Annotated in this window: 10 protein-coding genes; 3 read left to right on the top strand and 7 right to left on the bottom strand. The window is 65.4% G+C overall.

All coding sequences use genetic code 11. The annotated features are described in order from the left end of the window. Positions 1 to 57: 57 nt before the first annotated feature. Positions 58 to 1,686 carry a hydroxysqualene dehydroxylase gene (locus C493_RS21570; RefSeq protein WP_007261627.1) on the top strand — a complete coding sequence of 543 codons (1,629 nt, stop codon included), beginning with the start codon at positions 58 to 60 and terminating at the stop codon, positions 1,684 to 1,686. Positions 1,687 to 1,761: 75 nt separating this feature from the next. Here C493_RS21570 and C493_RS21565 read toward each other — a convergent pair whose 3' ends face one another. Continuing rightward, complete coding sequence (locus C493_RS21565; protein WP_007261626.1) at positions 1,762 to 3,021, bottom strand: FAD-dependent oxidoreductase; 1,260 nt, start codon at positions 3,019 to 3,021, stop codon at positions 1,762 to 1,764. A 130-nt stretch (positions 3,022 to 3,151) separates the two neighbouring features. Here C493_RS21565 and C493_RS21560 point away from each other — a divergent pair, with 130 nt between their 5' ends. Further along, the gene (locus C493_RS21560) at positions 3,152 to 3,589 is read left to right on the top strand and encodes a universal stress protein (protein ID WP_007261625.1); all 438 of its coding nucleotides are present in this window, start codon (positions 3,152 to 3,154) and stop codon (positions 3,587 to 3,589) included. A gap of 691 nt (positions 3,590 to 4,280) precedes the next feature. On the opposite strand, the gene fdhF is transcribed toward C493_RS21560, so the two are convergent. The 6 genes from fdhF to C493_RS21530 form a co-directional block, all read right to left on the bottom strand. Next, positions 4,281 to 7,730, bottom strand: a complete 3,450-nt coding sequence (fdhF, locus tag C493_RS21555; protein WP_007261624.1) for a formate dehydrogenase subunit alpha — start codon at positions 7,728 to 7,730, stop codon at positions 4,281 to 4,283. Next, on the bottom strand, positions 7,727 to 9,436 hold the full coding sequence (locus C493_RS21550) for an NADH-ubiquinone oxidoreductase-F iron-sulfur binding region domain-containing protein (protein WP_007261623.1): 1,710 nt from the start codon (positions 9,434 to 9,436) through the stop codon (positions 7,727 to 7,729). The genes fdhF and C493_RS21550 overlap by 4 nt, the downstream gene beginning before the upstream one ends. 493 nt (positions 9,437 to 9,929) lie before the next feature. Then, positions 9,930 to 11,132: a glycosyltransferase family 4 protein gene (locus tag C493_RS21545; protein WP_049889572.1), complete on the bottom strand. Its 1,203-nt coding sequence runs from the start codon at positions 11,130 to 11,132 to the stop codon at positions 9,930 to 9,932. Positions 11,133 to 11,360: 228 nt separating this feature from the next. Beyond that, entirely contained in the window at positions 11,361 to 12,299 is a 939-nt protein-coding gene (locus C493_RS21540) for a carbohydrate kinase family protein (RefSeq protein WP_007261621.1), read from the bottom strand. A gap of 21 nt (positions 12,300 to 12,320) precedes the next feature. Then, positions 12,321 to 13,157 (bottom strand): class I SAM-dependent methyltransferase, encoded by an 837-nt coding sequence (locus C493_RS21535; protein WP_007261620.1) that lies wholly within the window; start codon positions 13,155 to 13,157, stop codon positions 12,321 to 12,323. Positions 13,158 to 13,291: 134 nt separating this feature from the next. After that, entirely contained in the window at positions 13,292 to 14,782 is a 1,491-nt protein-coding gene (locus tag C493_RS21530; protein ID WP_007261619.1) for a flippase, read from the bottom strand. A 217-nt stretch (positions 14,783 to 14,999) separates the two neighbouring features. On the opposite strand from C493_RS21530, the gene C493_RS21525 reads away from it, so the two are divergent. Then, positions 15,000 to 15,968 carry an alkaline phosphatase family protein gene (locus C493_RS21525; RefSeq protein WP_007261618.1) on the top strand — a complete coding sequence of 323 codons (969 nt, stop codon included), beginning with the start codon at positions 15,000 to 15,002 and terminating at the stop codon, positions 15,966 to 15,968. The last annotated feature ends 159 nt before the right edge of the window (positions 15,969 to 16,127 follow it).

The following is a 16,127-nucleotide window of genomic DNA, read 5'->3' as shown; positions in this document are numbered from 1 at the left end:
CGATTGCTATTTCGTTAGGGAGGAGCGTTAGGTCGCTAGCGCTCCGAGTCCTTCCCGATGACCGACGTTGCCGTACTCGGCGGCGGAATCGGCGGCCTCACCGCGGCCCACGAACTCGCGGACCGCGGCCTGTCGGTGACCGTCTACGAAGCGACCGATCAGTTCGGCGGGAAGGCCCGATCGATCCCGCTTTCCGACGCCGAGCGACCGTTGCACGGCGAACACGGATTTCGATTCTTTCCGGCCTTTTATCGCCACGTCGTCGAGACGATGGCGCGGATCCCCGACGGCGACAGCACCGTCGCGGACAACCTCGTCGAAACCGAAGCGACGCTCATCGCGAGTGCAACGGCCGCGGATCAGGTCGCTGAGACCCGGACGCCCGATCCGGTCCGCGGCTGGCTCGAGTCGCTCCGACCGGCGTTCGCCGAGGACGTGCCCGCCCGAGACGTTCGCTTCCTGCTCGAGCGACTGTGCTATCTGCTGACGTCGTGCGAGGCGCGTCGGGCTGAAGAGCTCGACGACGTCTCCTGGTGGGCGTTCGTCGACGCCGAAAACCGCTCTCCGGAGTTTCGCGACCGGCTCGCGTTCGCAACCCAGTCGCTGGTCGCTTTGCGACCGGAACTCGGCAGCGCCCGGACGATCGGAACCATCTACCTGCAGTTGCTACTCGGCCAACTCGATCCGACGCGGCCGACCGAGCGCATCCTGAACGCGCCGACCAGCGAGGCCTGGATCGATCCCTGGATCCGCCACCTCGAGACCCTCGGCGTCGAATTCCGGCCGAACGCACCCGTAACCGAACTCGAGTTCGACGGTCGGCGGATCACGGGTGCCGCGCTGGCCGACGGCGAGACGGTCGTCGCCGACGAGTACGTCCTCGCCGTGCCGGTCGAGGTCGCTCCCGAACTCGTCACGCCGGCGCTAACCCGCGCGGCGCCCGAACTCGGTCGAATCGAGCGGCTCGAGACGGCGTGGATGAACGGGATCCAGTTCTACCTCAGCGAGGACGTCACACTCACTCGCGGTCATCAGGTCTACGCCGACTCGCCGTGGGCGCTCACGTCGATCTCCCAGCGCCAGTTCTGGACCGATTACGACCTCGACGGCCGCGGTCCCGACGAAGCGACGGGCGTTATCTCGGCGATCGCCTCGGACTGGGAGACGCCCGGACTGGTCTACGAGCGGCCGGCCAGGGAGTGTACGCGCGAGGAGATCGCGACGGAGATCTGGGAGCAACTGAAAGCGCACCTGAACGCTCCGGCCGAGCGCCTCCGGGACGAGCTGCTCGTCGACTGGTTCCTCGATCCGGCGATCGTCGAGACCGACGGCGGGGTCGAGAACCGCTCGCCGCTGCTGATCAACACCGTCGGCTCGCTTCGGAACCGGCCGCCGGCCGACGTCGGCGTTGCGAACCTCACGCTGGCGAGCGACTACGTCCGGACGAATTCGGATCTGGCGTCGATGGAGTCGGCCAACGAGGCCGGGCGTCGCGCCGCGAACGCGATTCTGTCCCGACACGGTGGGACGAACGCCCGTGCAACGATCTGGGACCTCGAGGAGCCCGCGGTGTTCGAGCCGTTCAAGCGCCAGGATCGGATCCGCTACCGGCTCGGATTACCCCACCCTGCGGCCGTGACGCAGTCGCTCCGGACGATGACGCGCGGACTCGTCCAAAACGGATGACGCACCGATAATCGCCTCGTCGGACTCGAGTTACTATCGCGCTCACCGATCAGTCTCGAGTCGGAGTCGTGATCGCTACGCACCGGGTGTCGGACTCCCGATCAAATCGGAGTCAGTCGGCCCCTGCCCGTCGAACTCGCGGACGAATTCGTCGAGGGTCTCGGGGTCGGCGGCGCCGGTCAGTTCGCGCTCGGCCGTCGTGCACGCGGCGTCGACGCCGAGTCGATCGGCGACGAGGTCGGCCGTCGCTTCGGCCATCCGGCGGTAGGTCGTCAGCTTCCCGCCGACGACGCTGGCGAAGTTTTCTGCCCCCTCGTCGGGGTGCTCGAGGACGTGAAACCCTCTCGAGATCCCGCGACCGCCGTGTTCGGCCTCCTCGGGTTCGTACAGCGGCCGCACGCCCCACCATGTTCGGACGCGCTCGGCGTCTGCGACCGCCGGCAACATCGTCGCGCACTCCGAGATCGTCCCCTCGAGTTCCCAGTCGGCCGTCTCGTAGTCGTCGGGATCGTCGACGGGAACGCTCGTCGTTCCGAGGACGACCTGGCCGTCGTGGGGGACGATGATGTCGCCGTCGTCGGGGTCGCGACAGCGGTTGAGCACGGGCTCGAGGCCGTCGTGTTCGACCGAGACCATGACGCCTCGAGTCGGCCGCATCTCGACGTCGACGCCGGCCATCGCGGCGATTCGTCCGGCGTGGGCGCCCGCGGCGTTGACGACGTACGTCGGTTCGATCGTCTCCTCGGTACTGGTGCCGTCGGTCGCTCCGTCGCCGCGCTCGAGCGTAACCGATTCGACCCGTCCGTTCGCGACGGCCATCGACGCGACCGGCGAGTGGGGCAGAATTCGCGCCCCGTGCTCGCGGGCGTCGGCCGCGTTCGCCGCGACCAGCCGCGACGGAACCACGACTGCGTCGGGAACCCACATCGCGCGTTCGACCTCGGTGGAGAGGCCGGGCACCGCCTCGCGGGCCGCGTCGCCGTCGATTACGTCGACCGGGATGCCGATCTCCTCGCAGGCCGCGCGTTTCTCCTCGAAGTACTCCGGATCGTCCTCGCTTCGCTGGACGAACAACCCCCCCGTCTCCCGGACGCAGGCGCCGGCGACGTCCCTGAGAATTCGGTTCTCCTCGAGGCACTCGAGGGCGCCCTCGGGGTCGCTCTCCGCGTATCTGGCGCCGCTGTGGAGCAGGCCGTGTGAGCGGCCCGACGCGCCCGCGGAGAGGCCGTCGCGCTCGGCGAGTACCACGTCGACGCCCCGCAACGCGAGGTCTCTGGCGATTCCGGTTCCGGTCGCACCCCCGCCGATGACGAGGACGTCCGTCTGCGTGACCATACGGACCCAAGGGGCTCCGACGGGACGTACCTTTCACCGTGGTTCGCTTTCGAGTCGGCGCCCAGTTCGGAGACCGGCAGGTGAAAATTGGCGGGGGGTTTCTTTGTCGCTCCGCGGCATCTCCACGCGTATGCCGAACCACGTACTCGTTCCGATCGACGGCTCGCCGCCGTCGTGGGCCGCCCTCGAGTGTGCGGCCGAGCAGTTTCCCGACAGCCAGCTTACCGTCTTGCACGTCGTCGACCCTGTCGCGGGTAGCTACGGGGGAACCGAAGGGGCTTACTACGACGTCAACGCGTTCGACCGTGCCCGCGAGCGCGGCGAAACCCTCTGTGAGCAGGCCCTCGAGCGCCTCGAGGACGAAGGGTACGAATCCGTCGCGGACGTCGAGACGGCCGTCGAAACCGGCCGCCCCGCGAGAACGATCGTCTCGTACGCCGACGAGCACGACGTCGATCACGTCGTCATCGGCAGCCACGGCCGCTCCGGCGTGTCGCGGGTGCTACTCGGCAGCGTCGCCGAGACGGTGAGTCGTCGGGTCGCGGTGCCGGTGACGATCGTTCGGTAACGATCGTCTTCGAGAGCGGTTTGCTATCGTATCGTCGAAACGAGTAACACACTGCTCACGAGGCCATCTTGCGAGCAGATGGACACTGACGATCAGTGGCTACGAGAATCGGCGCAGGTCACGCGACTCGCGTCGGTGTTGGTCGGGTTGTGTACGCTGAAATCGTCGAACGAGCGAACGGTGACAAAATCGGCTGTCGGCCGCTGGCGTCAGTGATCGGGACGCAACTCGATGGGCACGTCGAGTACGGCCGACGCGGACAGCAAAACGAAAAACGCCGTTATCAGGGCATGGTTGAGGCGTTCGTATTCGCCGTATGCGGTATCGACACACACTGATGCGGTGTCACAGGCCACAGTGGTTCCGTCTTATCGGTTGGTGCGGTGCATCGTTGTTCGTGTCATCACCACCTCGACTACACTTACCGTTCGTCCCATAATAAAGGTATTTACTCGGGTAAACACTGCTACTCTGAGGATATAATGGGACAATCATGGTTATTTTGGCACTAAGGTGCCAATATATTCATTTGGGAGGAAGATTATGGTCGTTCGGTCGCCACGCGTCAACTTCTGGTCCGTTCTAACACAATCGCTCGGCATTACACCATACATATCGAAAAATCCGAATCGACAACCGACCCACCCATTCGAGCGAGCGATCGCTCGCGATCCACTCGCGCTACACGCGGTCAGTCGTCGGCGCGACGGCCCCCGACGTCGTCGGGGTCGCCCTGCTGGCCCTCGAGTTGGCCCGGCGTCGGATCGACCAGGTTGGCCGCCTCCGACGGCGGCACGTCGAGCGGCGTGACGCGGACGCTCGTCACCTTGTACTGCGGGATGTACGACGTCGGATCGAGTTCGTGCTGGGTGAGCTTGTTGATCGCCCCCTGCGGGAAGTGCATCGGGATGAAGACGACGCCGGGATCGGCGGTGTCCTCGACGTTCGATTTGACGACGATCTCGCCCTGACGGGACTGCACGCGGACGTACTCCTCGTCCTCGATGCCCAGTTCGGCGGCCATCTCGGGGTGGATCGTCACGAAGCTCTCCGGGACGTGGTTCATCGACGTCCCGACGCGACGGGTCATCGTCCCCGTGTGCCAGTGATACAGCACCCGACCCGAGGAGAGCGTGAGCGGGTACTCCTCGTCGGGCATGTCCGGCGGACTCGCGTAGTCGGCCGGGACGAACCGAGCCTTCCCGTCCTCGAAGTTGAACTCGTCCTCGTAGAGGTAGGGAGTTCCGGGGTCGTCCTCGTCGACGCAGGGCCACTGGATGCCGTTCGGCTCCGCCTCGAGTCGCTCGTAGGTGACGCCGCCGTAGATGGGGACCAGACTACTGATCTCGTCCATCACGTCCGCCGGACCGTCGTAGTCCCAGTCGTAGCCGAAGCGGCGAGCCAACCGGATGAGGATCTCCTGGTCGGGTTCGGCGACGCCGGGCGGATCGACCGCGGGCCGGACGCGCTGGATACGCCGTTCGGTGTTGGTGAACGTCCCCGACTTCTCGGCGGCGGAGGCGGCCGGAAGGACGACGTCGGCGTACTCGGCGGTCTCGCTCAGGAAGATGTCCTGGACAGCGAGGAAGTCGATCTCCCGGAGCGACCGCTCGACGTCGTCGATATCCGGCTCCGAGAGGACCGGGTTCTCGCCCATGACGAACATGCCGCGAAGCTCCCCGTCGTCGATCGCGTGGAACTGCTCGGGGAGGCGCAACCCGATATCGTTCGGCGGGCGGACGCCCCACTCGCCCTCGAACTTCTCGAGGACGGCCTCGTCGCCGAGGCTCTGGTAGCCGGGGAGGGTGTGCGGCGCCGGTCCCATGTCGCCGCCGCCGCCCTGGACGTTGTTCTGCCCCCGGAACGGCGAGAGCCCGGCGCGGGGTTTACCGAGGTTGCCGGTCAGCAACGCGAGGTCGGCGATGGCCATCACGTTTCGCGTTCCGGTGGTGTGCTGGGTCAGCCCCATCGCCCAGCCGAAGATACAGGTGTCGGCGGTGGCGATCGTCTCGGCGGCCGCTTTCAGCTCCGCCGCGGGAACGGCCGTCAGCTCCTCGACCTGTTCGGGCGTGAAGGGCTCGACCTTCTCCTTCAGGTCGTCGAAGTTCCGGGTTCGTTCTTCGACGAACGCCTCGTCGTAGAGGTCCTCCTCGATGATGTGTCGCATCATCCCGTTGAGCCAGGCGACGTCCTCTCCCGGCGTCGTCCGGACGTACCGGTCCGCATGTTCCGCCAGTCCGATCTCGCGCGGATCGAAGACGATGAGTTCGGCGCCGTCGCGGACGTTCTGCTTGATCCGCGTCGCGAGGACGGGGTGGGACTCCGTCGTGTTCGAACCCGTGATCAGGTAGCAGTCGGTCTCGCCGATGTCCTCGTTGATCCGGTTGGTCATCGCGCCGTAGCCGACCGTCTGCTGGAGCCCCGCCACCGTCGAGGAGTGACAGAGCCGCGCGCAGTTGTCGACGTGGGGCGTCCCGAGGACCTGTCGGGCGAACTTCTGGTTGAGGTAGTTCTCCTCGTTGGTCGTCTTCGACGAGGAGATGACCGAGAGCGCGTCGGCGCCGTGTTCGTCCCGGATCTCGGAGAGCCCCTCGTAGACCCGGTCGATGGCCTCCGCCCAGGTCGCTTCGCGGAACGCCTCGCGGCCGACGGGGCCGTCCGGGGCGTCTTCCTTGCGAATCAACGGCGTCTCGAGTCGGTCGTCGGCGTCGACGAAGTCGTAGCCGAACTTCCCCTTCACGCACGTCGAGAAGTCGTTCGCCGGCGCCGCCTCGGCCTCCGCGGGTCGGACGCCGAGGACTTCGCCGTCCTTCCCGTAGAGCTCGAATCGACAGCCGACGGCGCAGTAGTTACAGGTGGTCTCGGCTTTCGTGATTCGGGAGAGCCGCGCGTCCCCGATCGTCGTCGCGACGTTGAACAGCCGGCCAGCCGGCATCGCCTCGCTGGCAATCTCCTCGGCGACGTGTTCGAACTCCGCTAACGCGCGGTCGCCGGCCTCGAGGAGCGTGTGCCGAGCCCGGGTTCGCGCGTCGCCGGCTCGAGCCTTCGCGATCGACATGAAGCGGGCGACGCCGGCGAGGTCCTCGTCGGCATCGGTGGCCCCGCCACGGCCGTCGATATCGTAGGGCAGGTCGCGGTTCGGCGCCTCCGTCTGGTCGGCGGTCTCGGCTTTGGGGCTCTCGAGGACCGTCCCGATCGAGTTCGCTTGCGTGAAGCCCGGCAGCGGGATCGTCGCGGCGTCGGTCAGTCCCTGCTCGACTAAGGCGCCGGTCGGGCAGACGGTCGCGCAGTGGCCACAGGAGACGCAGGTGGACTCGTCGAACGTCTCCTCGCCGTTCTGGAAGGCGATGCGGGTGTCCTGGCCGTTGCCCTCCATCCGCAGGACGCCCTCGACCTGCACGTCGTTGCAGGCCTCGACGCAGCGGTTACAGAGGATGCACTTGTTGCGGTCGATCTGGATCGCCGGCGAGGTGTCGTCGAGCGGTTCGTACTCGTCGCGGTCCTCGAAGACGCCCCAGCGCGGCTCTTCGACCCCCTGCTCGATCGAGGTATCCTGCAGTTCGCAGCGGCCGTTCTGGCCGCAGGTGGTACAGCGCAGGTTGTGATCCGACAGCTGCAGGTCGAGGTTGACCTCGCGGGCCTCCGTTGCCCCGTCCTCGTCGGTCCGGACCGTCATCCCGTCCTCGGCGGGGTGCGAACAGGACGAGACGAGGCCGTGTTCCTCGGTATGGACCGTACAGGTCCGACACGCACCTCGCGGCCCGATCGCGTCCGCCTGTTCGGTATCGCGGTCGTAGTAACAGAGCGCCGCGACCTCCGCAGCGGGCTCGACGGCCTCGAGGGCGTCGATGATCGTCGAGCCGGGCGGGACGGAGACAGGGGTGCCGTCGACCGTGAGCCGGATCATTTCCTCGACAGCGTCGGCGTCGGTTCCGGCGCTGGTGGCAGTACCGGTGGCGGTACCGACGCCAGCGCTTCGCACGTCGGGGTCGTTCGCGGTTCCGGTTTCGAACTGCTCCGTCAGCGGCGTGCTCGGCCGCGGATCGGTCACGTTCGGCACCGACGGAAGTTGCGCGACCGCCGTCGGCCGGCGTTCGGCCTCGACGTCGTCGACGTGGCTCGCCGGGTCCTCGCTGCTCATCGGCCACCTCCCCGGCCCCGGAGGGCGCCGTTGCCGGCGCCGTCACCGACCTCGCACTCGCCGCTCGGACACCGCCCCTCGGCGTGGGCGGCCACTTCGCGTTCGAACTCGCGCAGCCCCGTAACGGCCGGGCGCGCCGCCGAACGTCCGAACTGACAGAGGCTCGTCTCGCCCATTACGCGGGTCAGTTCGCGGATCTTCGCATCTCGGTACTCGCCGCTGTAGACGTCTCTGAGCATGGTAGTGAGCTGTTTGGATCCCTCGCGGCAGGTGACACAGCGTCCGCAATTTTCCTCCATCGCGAAGTTCGCTCGGCGCCCGGCCGTCGCGAGAACGCAGGTGTCCTCGTTCAGCAGTTCGACGACGCCCTCGGTGCCGAGTCCGGCCCCCTCGAGTGCCGGCGCCGACGGCGACTGCGAGAGCGAGCGCGTGAAGCCGCCGAACTGGCCGCCGACGCAGGCCAGCTTGAACCGTCCCTCGAGCGAGACGGCCTCCCGGACGGCCTCGAGGCTCCCGCCGGTCGGCAGTTCGACGGTCGCCGGCGCGTCGACGTCGCCCGTCACGGTGAGGAGTCGCGTTCCGGGGTCCGCGTCGTCGGCGTCGAACGTGTCGGGGTCGAGCACGGCCTGCCGGACCTGCGCCAGCGTCCGCGGTGTGTGGACGACCGTCGGCCGCCCGTAGAGGCCGTGTTCCGCCGGCGAGGGGGGACGGAGCCGCGCCTCGAGTCGGTCGGTACCCTCCATCGCCTCGAGGGCCATCGTCGGCTCGCCGGCGATGTACCGGTCCGGGCCGACGACGACCTCCGGGCTGGCGGCGCGCTCGAGTCGGTCGCCGAGCGTCTCCGCGGCGTTGCGGACCGCGTCGTGGGCGCGTTCGCGCGCCCGGTCGTCCGCCTCGTTGCAGTAGCAAACGACGTCGTCGGCGCCGATCAGTTCCGCGACCGCCAGCGCGCCGTCGACGACCTCGCCCGGGACGGACTCGAGCAGGAGCCGGTCGGTCTCGTTCCGATCGTCGCTCTCGTTGGCGTTCACGACGACGACGGGGGCTCGAGCGTCGTCGGTGTCGACGGCGGCGTCTCCACCGGCCGCATCGCGGGCGATCTCCCACTCGTCTGTGACCGGCTCGTCGGTACGCCAGTCGCCCCGTCCGCGACCGAGGAGCCCGATTTCGCGCACTCGAGCGAACGCGTCCTCGGGGTGGTCGCTCGCGAAGACGGCTGCGGATTCGGTCGTCGTATCGCCATCCCCGTCGGTGTCGGCTCCGTCAGCAGCGGCGTCGGTACCGTCGTCGGGGACTCCACCCACAGGAACCGCCGTCGGCTCGAGCCAGCCGCATCTGGCGAGAATCCGGCGCTGTCCCACCGAAAGCGGACCCTCGTCGGGAGTCGGCAACGCCTCGGGAGTCGGCTCGTGATCGACGACCGCGATCGCATCATCGGTCGGCAGGTCGCCGCGCTCGAGGGAGTCGACCAGCGACTCGAGGCGCCCGGCGCCCGGAGACGGGTGAAACGCCGTCCGGTCGTCCAGCGTGAGCATCACGAGCGGCTCGTACTCGCAAATTCCCGTCGGCCCCGTCTCGAGGACGCGAGCGTCGGTCGCCGCCGACCGAATCGCCTCGAGGGCCCGTCGATTCCGTCGTCCGTGCGTCGAGCCGCCGGCGACGCGGATCACCGCCGCCCCGTCGCCCGACTCGCTCCGTTCGTCCATTGCTCGCGAGTTTCACGCACAGGACGAAAAACCCCGGGCTCGAGGGCGATCGCGTGGGGTATCGGTCGGGTTGTTAGAAGGGGGGCTCGAGCGACGGCTCGTCGCGTCGCCGGGTTCGACGAGCAGCCAGTGCGAGTACGAGTACAAACGCGAGTAGCGTTACAGCGAGGAAGAGCGCAGCAGGCCGTCCGAGAGGCCCTCGGCCGGTTTCGGACGCGGGTGCAGCTTCGGAGTCGGATTCGGTGTCGCTTCTCGACGACGACGGTCGGTTCCCAAACATGTAGCTTCGTTCGGCGGCGGAACGAATAGTCGTTGGTTATTCGTAACGATCAAGCGTGTCGGCAACTGCTACATCCTCGGCGAACGCGAACTCGTCGTGGCGGCGGTCCACAGTCAGAACGATAGGGAGAGCTAACTGTTCCGGCCATTTCGGTGCTTCCGACCGTTGGGATGGTTGTGCACCTCGTCGATCCCAAACCGGTCGACAGGAGACTCAGCGACCGTATGTCGATCGGGTGTAGTCCGTCACCGGTTCGCCGCGGGTGCGGACCTGCTCGCGTTCGGGCGGTTCGATCCCCAGTTCGGCTGCACAGAGTCGTTCCAGTTTCGCAGCCTGTTCGCTCCAGGAGAATTCGCGGGCTCGTGCTCTCGCGTTCCGCCCCAATTCTTGACGGCGGACGGGATCCGAGAGCAGGTCCCCGAGCGCGGCGGCGAGCGCGTCGGGATCCTCGGGGGGAACCGCGACGCCGTTCTCATCAGGGGTCAGGTAGGTCTTGATCCCGTCCAGATCGGTCGTTACGACCGGCGCGCCACAGCCCATCGCCTCGAGATTGACCATAGCGAAACTGTCGACGTGCGTCGGGAGACAGAAGACGTCCGCAGCGGTGTAGTAGGCTGGGAGTTCCTCGTGGGGGACTTCGCCTTCCAGAATTACGTCGTCAGCTATCCCGAGCGCCCGAGCCCGACGGCGAATCGCTCCCTCCGCCGGTCCGGCCCCGACAATCCGGAGGTGGACGTTCTGCTCGAGCGTCGCGACCGCCTCGAGGAGATCGAAGATACCCTTCGCCTCGATGAGGCGGCCGACGAAGAGGATCGTCTCTTCCTCGCGATCGAACGCCGGTAGGGTTTCCGGGTGGAACTGATCGACGTCGAGGCCGGGGAGCACAACCTCGTCGACGTCGTAGCCGAGCGTTTCGGTGACGTGATCGGCCAGATACGGCGAGATAGCGAAGTTCGTTTCCGTCTTCGTGTACCGGCTGTGGAGCGCCGTCCCGATGCCGCCGCTCTCGTCGCTGAGGAAGCCACAGATCGTCAGAACGTCGACCAAGTTCGAGAGTAAGAGGTCGTCCGGGAGCTGGTAGTCGATCAGCACGTCGACGTGCTCCTCGATGTGATCGAGCACGTCGTTGTACGCCGACCAGGCGATCATCGCGAGTTTGGAGATCGGCTGCTGTCCGAACGGGAGAGGCCACCCAACCGAGTACGACAGCCGACCGTTGAGCGTCGGGACGTCGAAGCGTGGCGTGGTCACGACTTCGACGTCCGAGTCCGCTAGTTCCGGTGCGATCTCTCCTTCCTGCGTGTACACGTAGACCTCGTGTCTGGACGATAGTTCGATGGCCAGTTCGCGTGCGTAGACGGCGATACCGCCCGCGTGTTTCGTTCCGATGCTGTCGTGGTAGACACCCACTCTCATGCCGCCGAGCAAACTATTGACGGGTATAACCATTTGCAGCGAACAGACGTCCATAGTAACGAACGTATCAAAATAGAATTGTTATACTACGGTCAGGATACAATTACAGCACTGTTCGTCAGGGACGCGTCGATACCACCCGTCGACAACGATCCGTTGTTTCGTCTCCCCCGTGTGCATCCTCGACCGGACACTGCCGTCCGCGATCGAGGACGTCTCAACAGTCCCCTACACGAGCTGGTTCCGCAACACGTCCTCGAGTTGCCCCTCACCGACCATCCCACCACGGGCACCCTGTTCGGTACAGTTGTAGCCCGCGGCTGCCGTCGCGAATCGGCCGGCAGACCGCATCGGTTCGTTCTCGAGCACCCACCGATGAAGCAATCCGCTTACGAATGCGTCACCCGCGCCTGTCGTATCGACGACGGGTACGTCCATCGCTGATAGTTCGACGACCGAGTCGTCCGTCCAGAGGAGTGCACCGCGCTCACCGCGGGTGAGCGCGCCGCGGGAAACACCGCTGGTCCGCAGGACCTCGACCGCGTCCCGTCCATCATCCCCGAGGTAGGACCTGATGGACGCCTCGTTCGCGACGAACAGGTCGAGGTATGGGAGCAAATCGTCGATCGTCTCGCGTTCGGTTCCGCGATCTGTTAGCCCGTCGAGCGGGCTGGCGAGGTCGAAGGCGAGTTCGATCGCACCGTTCGCAGCCAGACTACAGAGCCTGCTCGTGACTCGGTCCGGACAGAATCCGTTGGCGAACACGATGTCGGCCGATCGGAGAGTCGCTTCATCGCGTTCGGTCAGTCGCAGGTTCTTCGCGGCCCCTCCCCTGGTTACGATCGTTCGTTCCCCATCAGCGTCGCGAAAGACCATACAGTAGGTCGACCGTTCGTCGCCTCGTCTAACCCGGTCGAGCGCCACACCCTCCGTGCGGAGGTCTGCCGTGACGGCGTCGGCGATGTCGTCGTCACCGAGTCGGGCAACGACGCCGGTCGACCGATCCAGTCGCGAGAGCGCGACCGCCACGTTCGCGGCGACGCCGCCGAAAGCTACCGATTCGTCGTACGCGAACGCACCGCCGTCGGGTTCCGGGAGGTTCGAGACCGCGTATTGTTCGTCCAGTAGGGCGCTGCCGACGGCCACGACGTCGAGTGTCTCGGTCATTCGTCCCACCTCCAGAGCGAGTCACCCATCGCGCGCTCCGGACCCGTTCTCGGCATCGGCTCCACCCTCTGATCGCGAACCGGCCGCGTCGACACGTTTCGCATTTGTCGGTGGATTGTCCCGCCGTTTCTTCTCGGCGTACAGCCGGATACACCCCGAGTCACCAACGAGCAATCGACGAACAGTCGATTGTTTCGACCCCCGTTCGATCGACCGATCGACGACCGTTGTCCCCGACTGGCGGAGTAATTCGCGGAGTTCATCACGAGTGTAAAACGATACTAACAGTCCGGGTAACGCCTCGACGTCGATCCGCGAGGCGACTCCGGAGCAGTGTCTGAGCCCGAGAAATATCAGATGCGAGGTCAGCGTATCAGGACCAGCTCGACTCTCGTAAAAGATGTCTTTCACGAGTAGGTAACCGCCGGGTCGGAGGAGGTTCGTCGCCTCGACCAGGGCGGCCTGTGCACGTCGCTTTGCTTCCCAGCGGTATGGGCCGACGAGGTGGTGAAGCACGTCGCTCATCACGACAAAATCGAATCCCTCGCGCTCGAACGGTAGCGGAAGGTCTGTCGCCGAGGCGTGGAGATACTGGCCCTGGGCGTCGTTGTCGGGATCCGGAAGCATCTCCGTCGAAATATCGATGCCGTACGCTTCCGAAATATCGGTGTACTCGAGGACGTACTCGAGCAATTTCCCGTCACCGCAGCCGATCTCCAGGAGTCGATCCCCTTTCTTACAGCGGTGATCGATGAATTCGTCGACGAGCGGCGGCGGATCCATTTCGTCGATTTCTGTCTCTGTGGTATACACGTCGGCCGTCGCGTCGAAATACTGGCTGACTGCTTCCCCATCCATGTCACAGTCTTGCACAGCGGTCGGCCACATTAGTAATGTTCAGCAAGCCCGACCTATGGTTGGTGTACGACGCCCGCTTTCCCTGATCTGTTTCTGTAGGTGAAAATCGACGATTGTCGTATCAAGACAGTCGCTTAGCCCATTATGTCGAGGTACTCGCCGGCGAGTTCGCGATCGCGTTCGTTCAGTCCGAGCCGATAGAGCGACGCGAGATACACGACGACACCGGCGACGCTGCCGACGGCGACGAGGAGCAACCCGTCGACGTACAGTCCTGCGAACCACATCACGACGGCGGCGAGGGACGCAGCTGCGAGCGGCTTCCACAGCGCCGCGGTGTAGGCGAACAGTCCCTCGAGGTACCAGACCTGGGCAACTCGGAGAACGTTCAACACGGCGAGCACGCTCGCGGTCGCCAGCGCCGCGCCGACCAAACCGAACTCCAGGATGAAGATGTAGTTGAGGACGACGTTGAGGCCGCCGAATACCAGGTGGTTCACCATGACGAGATACTGGTGGTTCGTCATCGTCAGCAGGTCGTTGGCGGGGCCGGCGGCGGCGTTGAACAGTTGGCCGGCGACGAACAGAATTACGACGGTCGTCCCCGCGACGAACTCCGAACCGAACAGCGCCAGCACTTCGGTCCGGTAGATCACGACCGGGAGCGCCAGAATGACCGAGGCGGTGATCGACCAGCGGGTCACCGTCGCGTACACCGACTCGAGTTCGTCAATCGCTCCTTTGGAGTGAAGTCGCGAGGCCACCGGTGGAAACAACTGATTGATGCCGACCAGCGGCATCGCGAGGACGGTCGCGAGCAGCACCGCGACGTTGTAGATGCCGACGTCAGCAGCTGCGAGGAAGATTCCGACCATGAACACGTCGATGCGCTTGAACAGGAAGTTGCCGGCTTCCGACAGCGTCAGCGGCGCCGAGTAGTCGTAGAAATCGAGCGCCTCGCGCCGTGAGAAGTCGAACTCGGGCCGAAGAGTGGTTCGCTTGAGGACGTACCAGAACACGACCGAGAACGCCACGAGGCAGGCGGTCGCATACGCCGCGGCGACCCCGAGGACGGAGTATCCGATCGCTACTGCGATCACGACGAAAAGCAACTGGAGAACCGGACCGACGACGGCAACGACCGTCTTCCCGACCGCCATCTCGAGGCCGCGAAACGTGCTCGAGACGACGTAGGTGAGCGCCTGAAACGGCAGGGCGATCGCGAACACTTGCATGGCGGGCGTGAACAGCGGCTGATCGAGGGTGTAGGCGTTGATTGTCGGGGCGGTGACGAAGAGGAGGATCGCAACGGCGAGACTGACGCCGAGCGTCGTCGCGTACGCGAGCCCCAGGATTCGATTCTGGTAGGCCGTATCGTCCCGGTTCGCCGAGAGATACCGCGTCGCGGAGACGTCGGTTCCGAAATTAGCGACGGTCAATACCGACTGGAGTACCATCGTTCCGTACGCGTAGATCCCGTAGATCGTCGCGCCGAGCGTCCGTGTCAGGACGAGGGTCAACAGAAATCCAGCCAGGTTGATTACGATCGTCCCGATGTAGTGAAGCGACGCACCGTCAGCGACCGAACGTAACGACCCCAGTGCCGAGGACGATTGCTCAGACATTCGACTCGATTTCCAGTACCGACCAGTTAGTAGTGCGGTCGTTACGGGACGACGGCACGGATCCCGTCTGCTGACGGGGACGTAAGCGGTTCCCGTTCCGTCGACGCGGCCGGCGGCGGTTTTCGAAGCATACGGTTGTTTCCGGCTCGCGTATGGCGCCGATACAGCGTCTGTTTCGTCATCATTACAATTGCAACTGCGATAGGCGAGTAGCCGTATGGTGTCCGCGATTCTACCTGACCACTACTCCCGCGAGAACCTCCGGCGAGTGCTCGAGAACCCGCGTCTGGTGTACCGAGAGCTGTTCCACTGGACTCTCCGGGTGAACTCCCGGGTCCGGCGCGCGCTGAACGCCCTCGACGGAACCGACGACGGGTTCGACGCGATCGCCGCCGACTGGGACAACCTGCTGATCCTCGACGCCTGTCGGTACGATCTCTTCGAGGCCCGGAATCCGCTCGAGGGCGACCTCCGAGCGGTGCGGTCGAAGGGCAGCGACAGCTGGGAGTTCATGGAAGCGAACTTCGCCGAACGGGCGCTCCACGACACGGTGTACGTGACGGCCAACCCCCACGTCTACGAACTTCCCGACGACACCTTCCACGCGGTCGAGAACCTACTCGAGACTCGCTGGGACGAGGACGCAGGAACGGTGCAGCCGGAGGCGGTCGTCGAGGAAGCGATCGCCGCTCACGAGCGATACCCCGACAAACGGCTGATCGTCCACTTTATGCAACCACATTTCCCGTTTCTCGGTCCGACCGGGCGCACGTTCGATCATATGGGGATCGAAGAACTCGACGCAGACGAGCGGAGCGAGGCGCCTAACCCCTGGTTCGGGTTAATCTATGACGGGACCGTCGACGCCGAAACCGTGCTTACTGCCTACCGAGAGAACCTCGACCTCCTCTTTCCGCACGTCGAACGGCTGCTCGAGTCGCTCGGCGGAAAGAGCGTCGTCACCGCCGACCACGGCAACCTGATCGGCGAGCGTGGGTTCCCGATCCCGATGCGGATGTACGGCCATCCGCGCGGCCTCGATCGCGACGAGGTTCGAACCGTCCCCTGGCTCGAGGTCGAGGGTGCCGATCGCCGGCGTACTGTTGCGGAACCGCCGCAAAAAAGCGCCACGGCGTCTGACGAAGACGTCGTCGAGGATCGATTGAGTGCCCTCGGCTACGTCTGATCGCCGCCCGTCAGTCGCTGCGATTACCACGTCACCGATAGCTTCGGCTCGTCCGTACAAAAGGCTCGAAGATTGACCTCCTCCACGCCCTGAAGGACGTGGAATCCGACCATCGGATTTCCGCCGAGCGTGGCGTTCGAGGTTCCAACCCGCACTCAA

Source organism: Natronolimnohabitans innermongolicus JCM 12255, assembly GCF_000337215.1.
Taxonomy (GTDB): domain Archaea; phylum Halobacteriota; class Halobacteria; order Halobacteriales; family Natrialbaceae; genus Natronolimnohabitans; species Natronolimnohabitans innermongolicus.
Note: the sequence above shows the minus strand (reverse complement) of the source record. Positions and strands in the feature narration are given on the sequence as shown.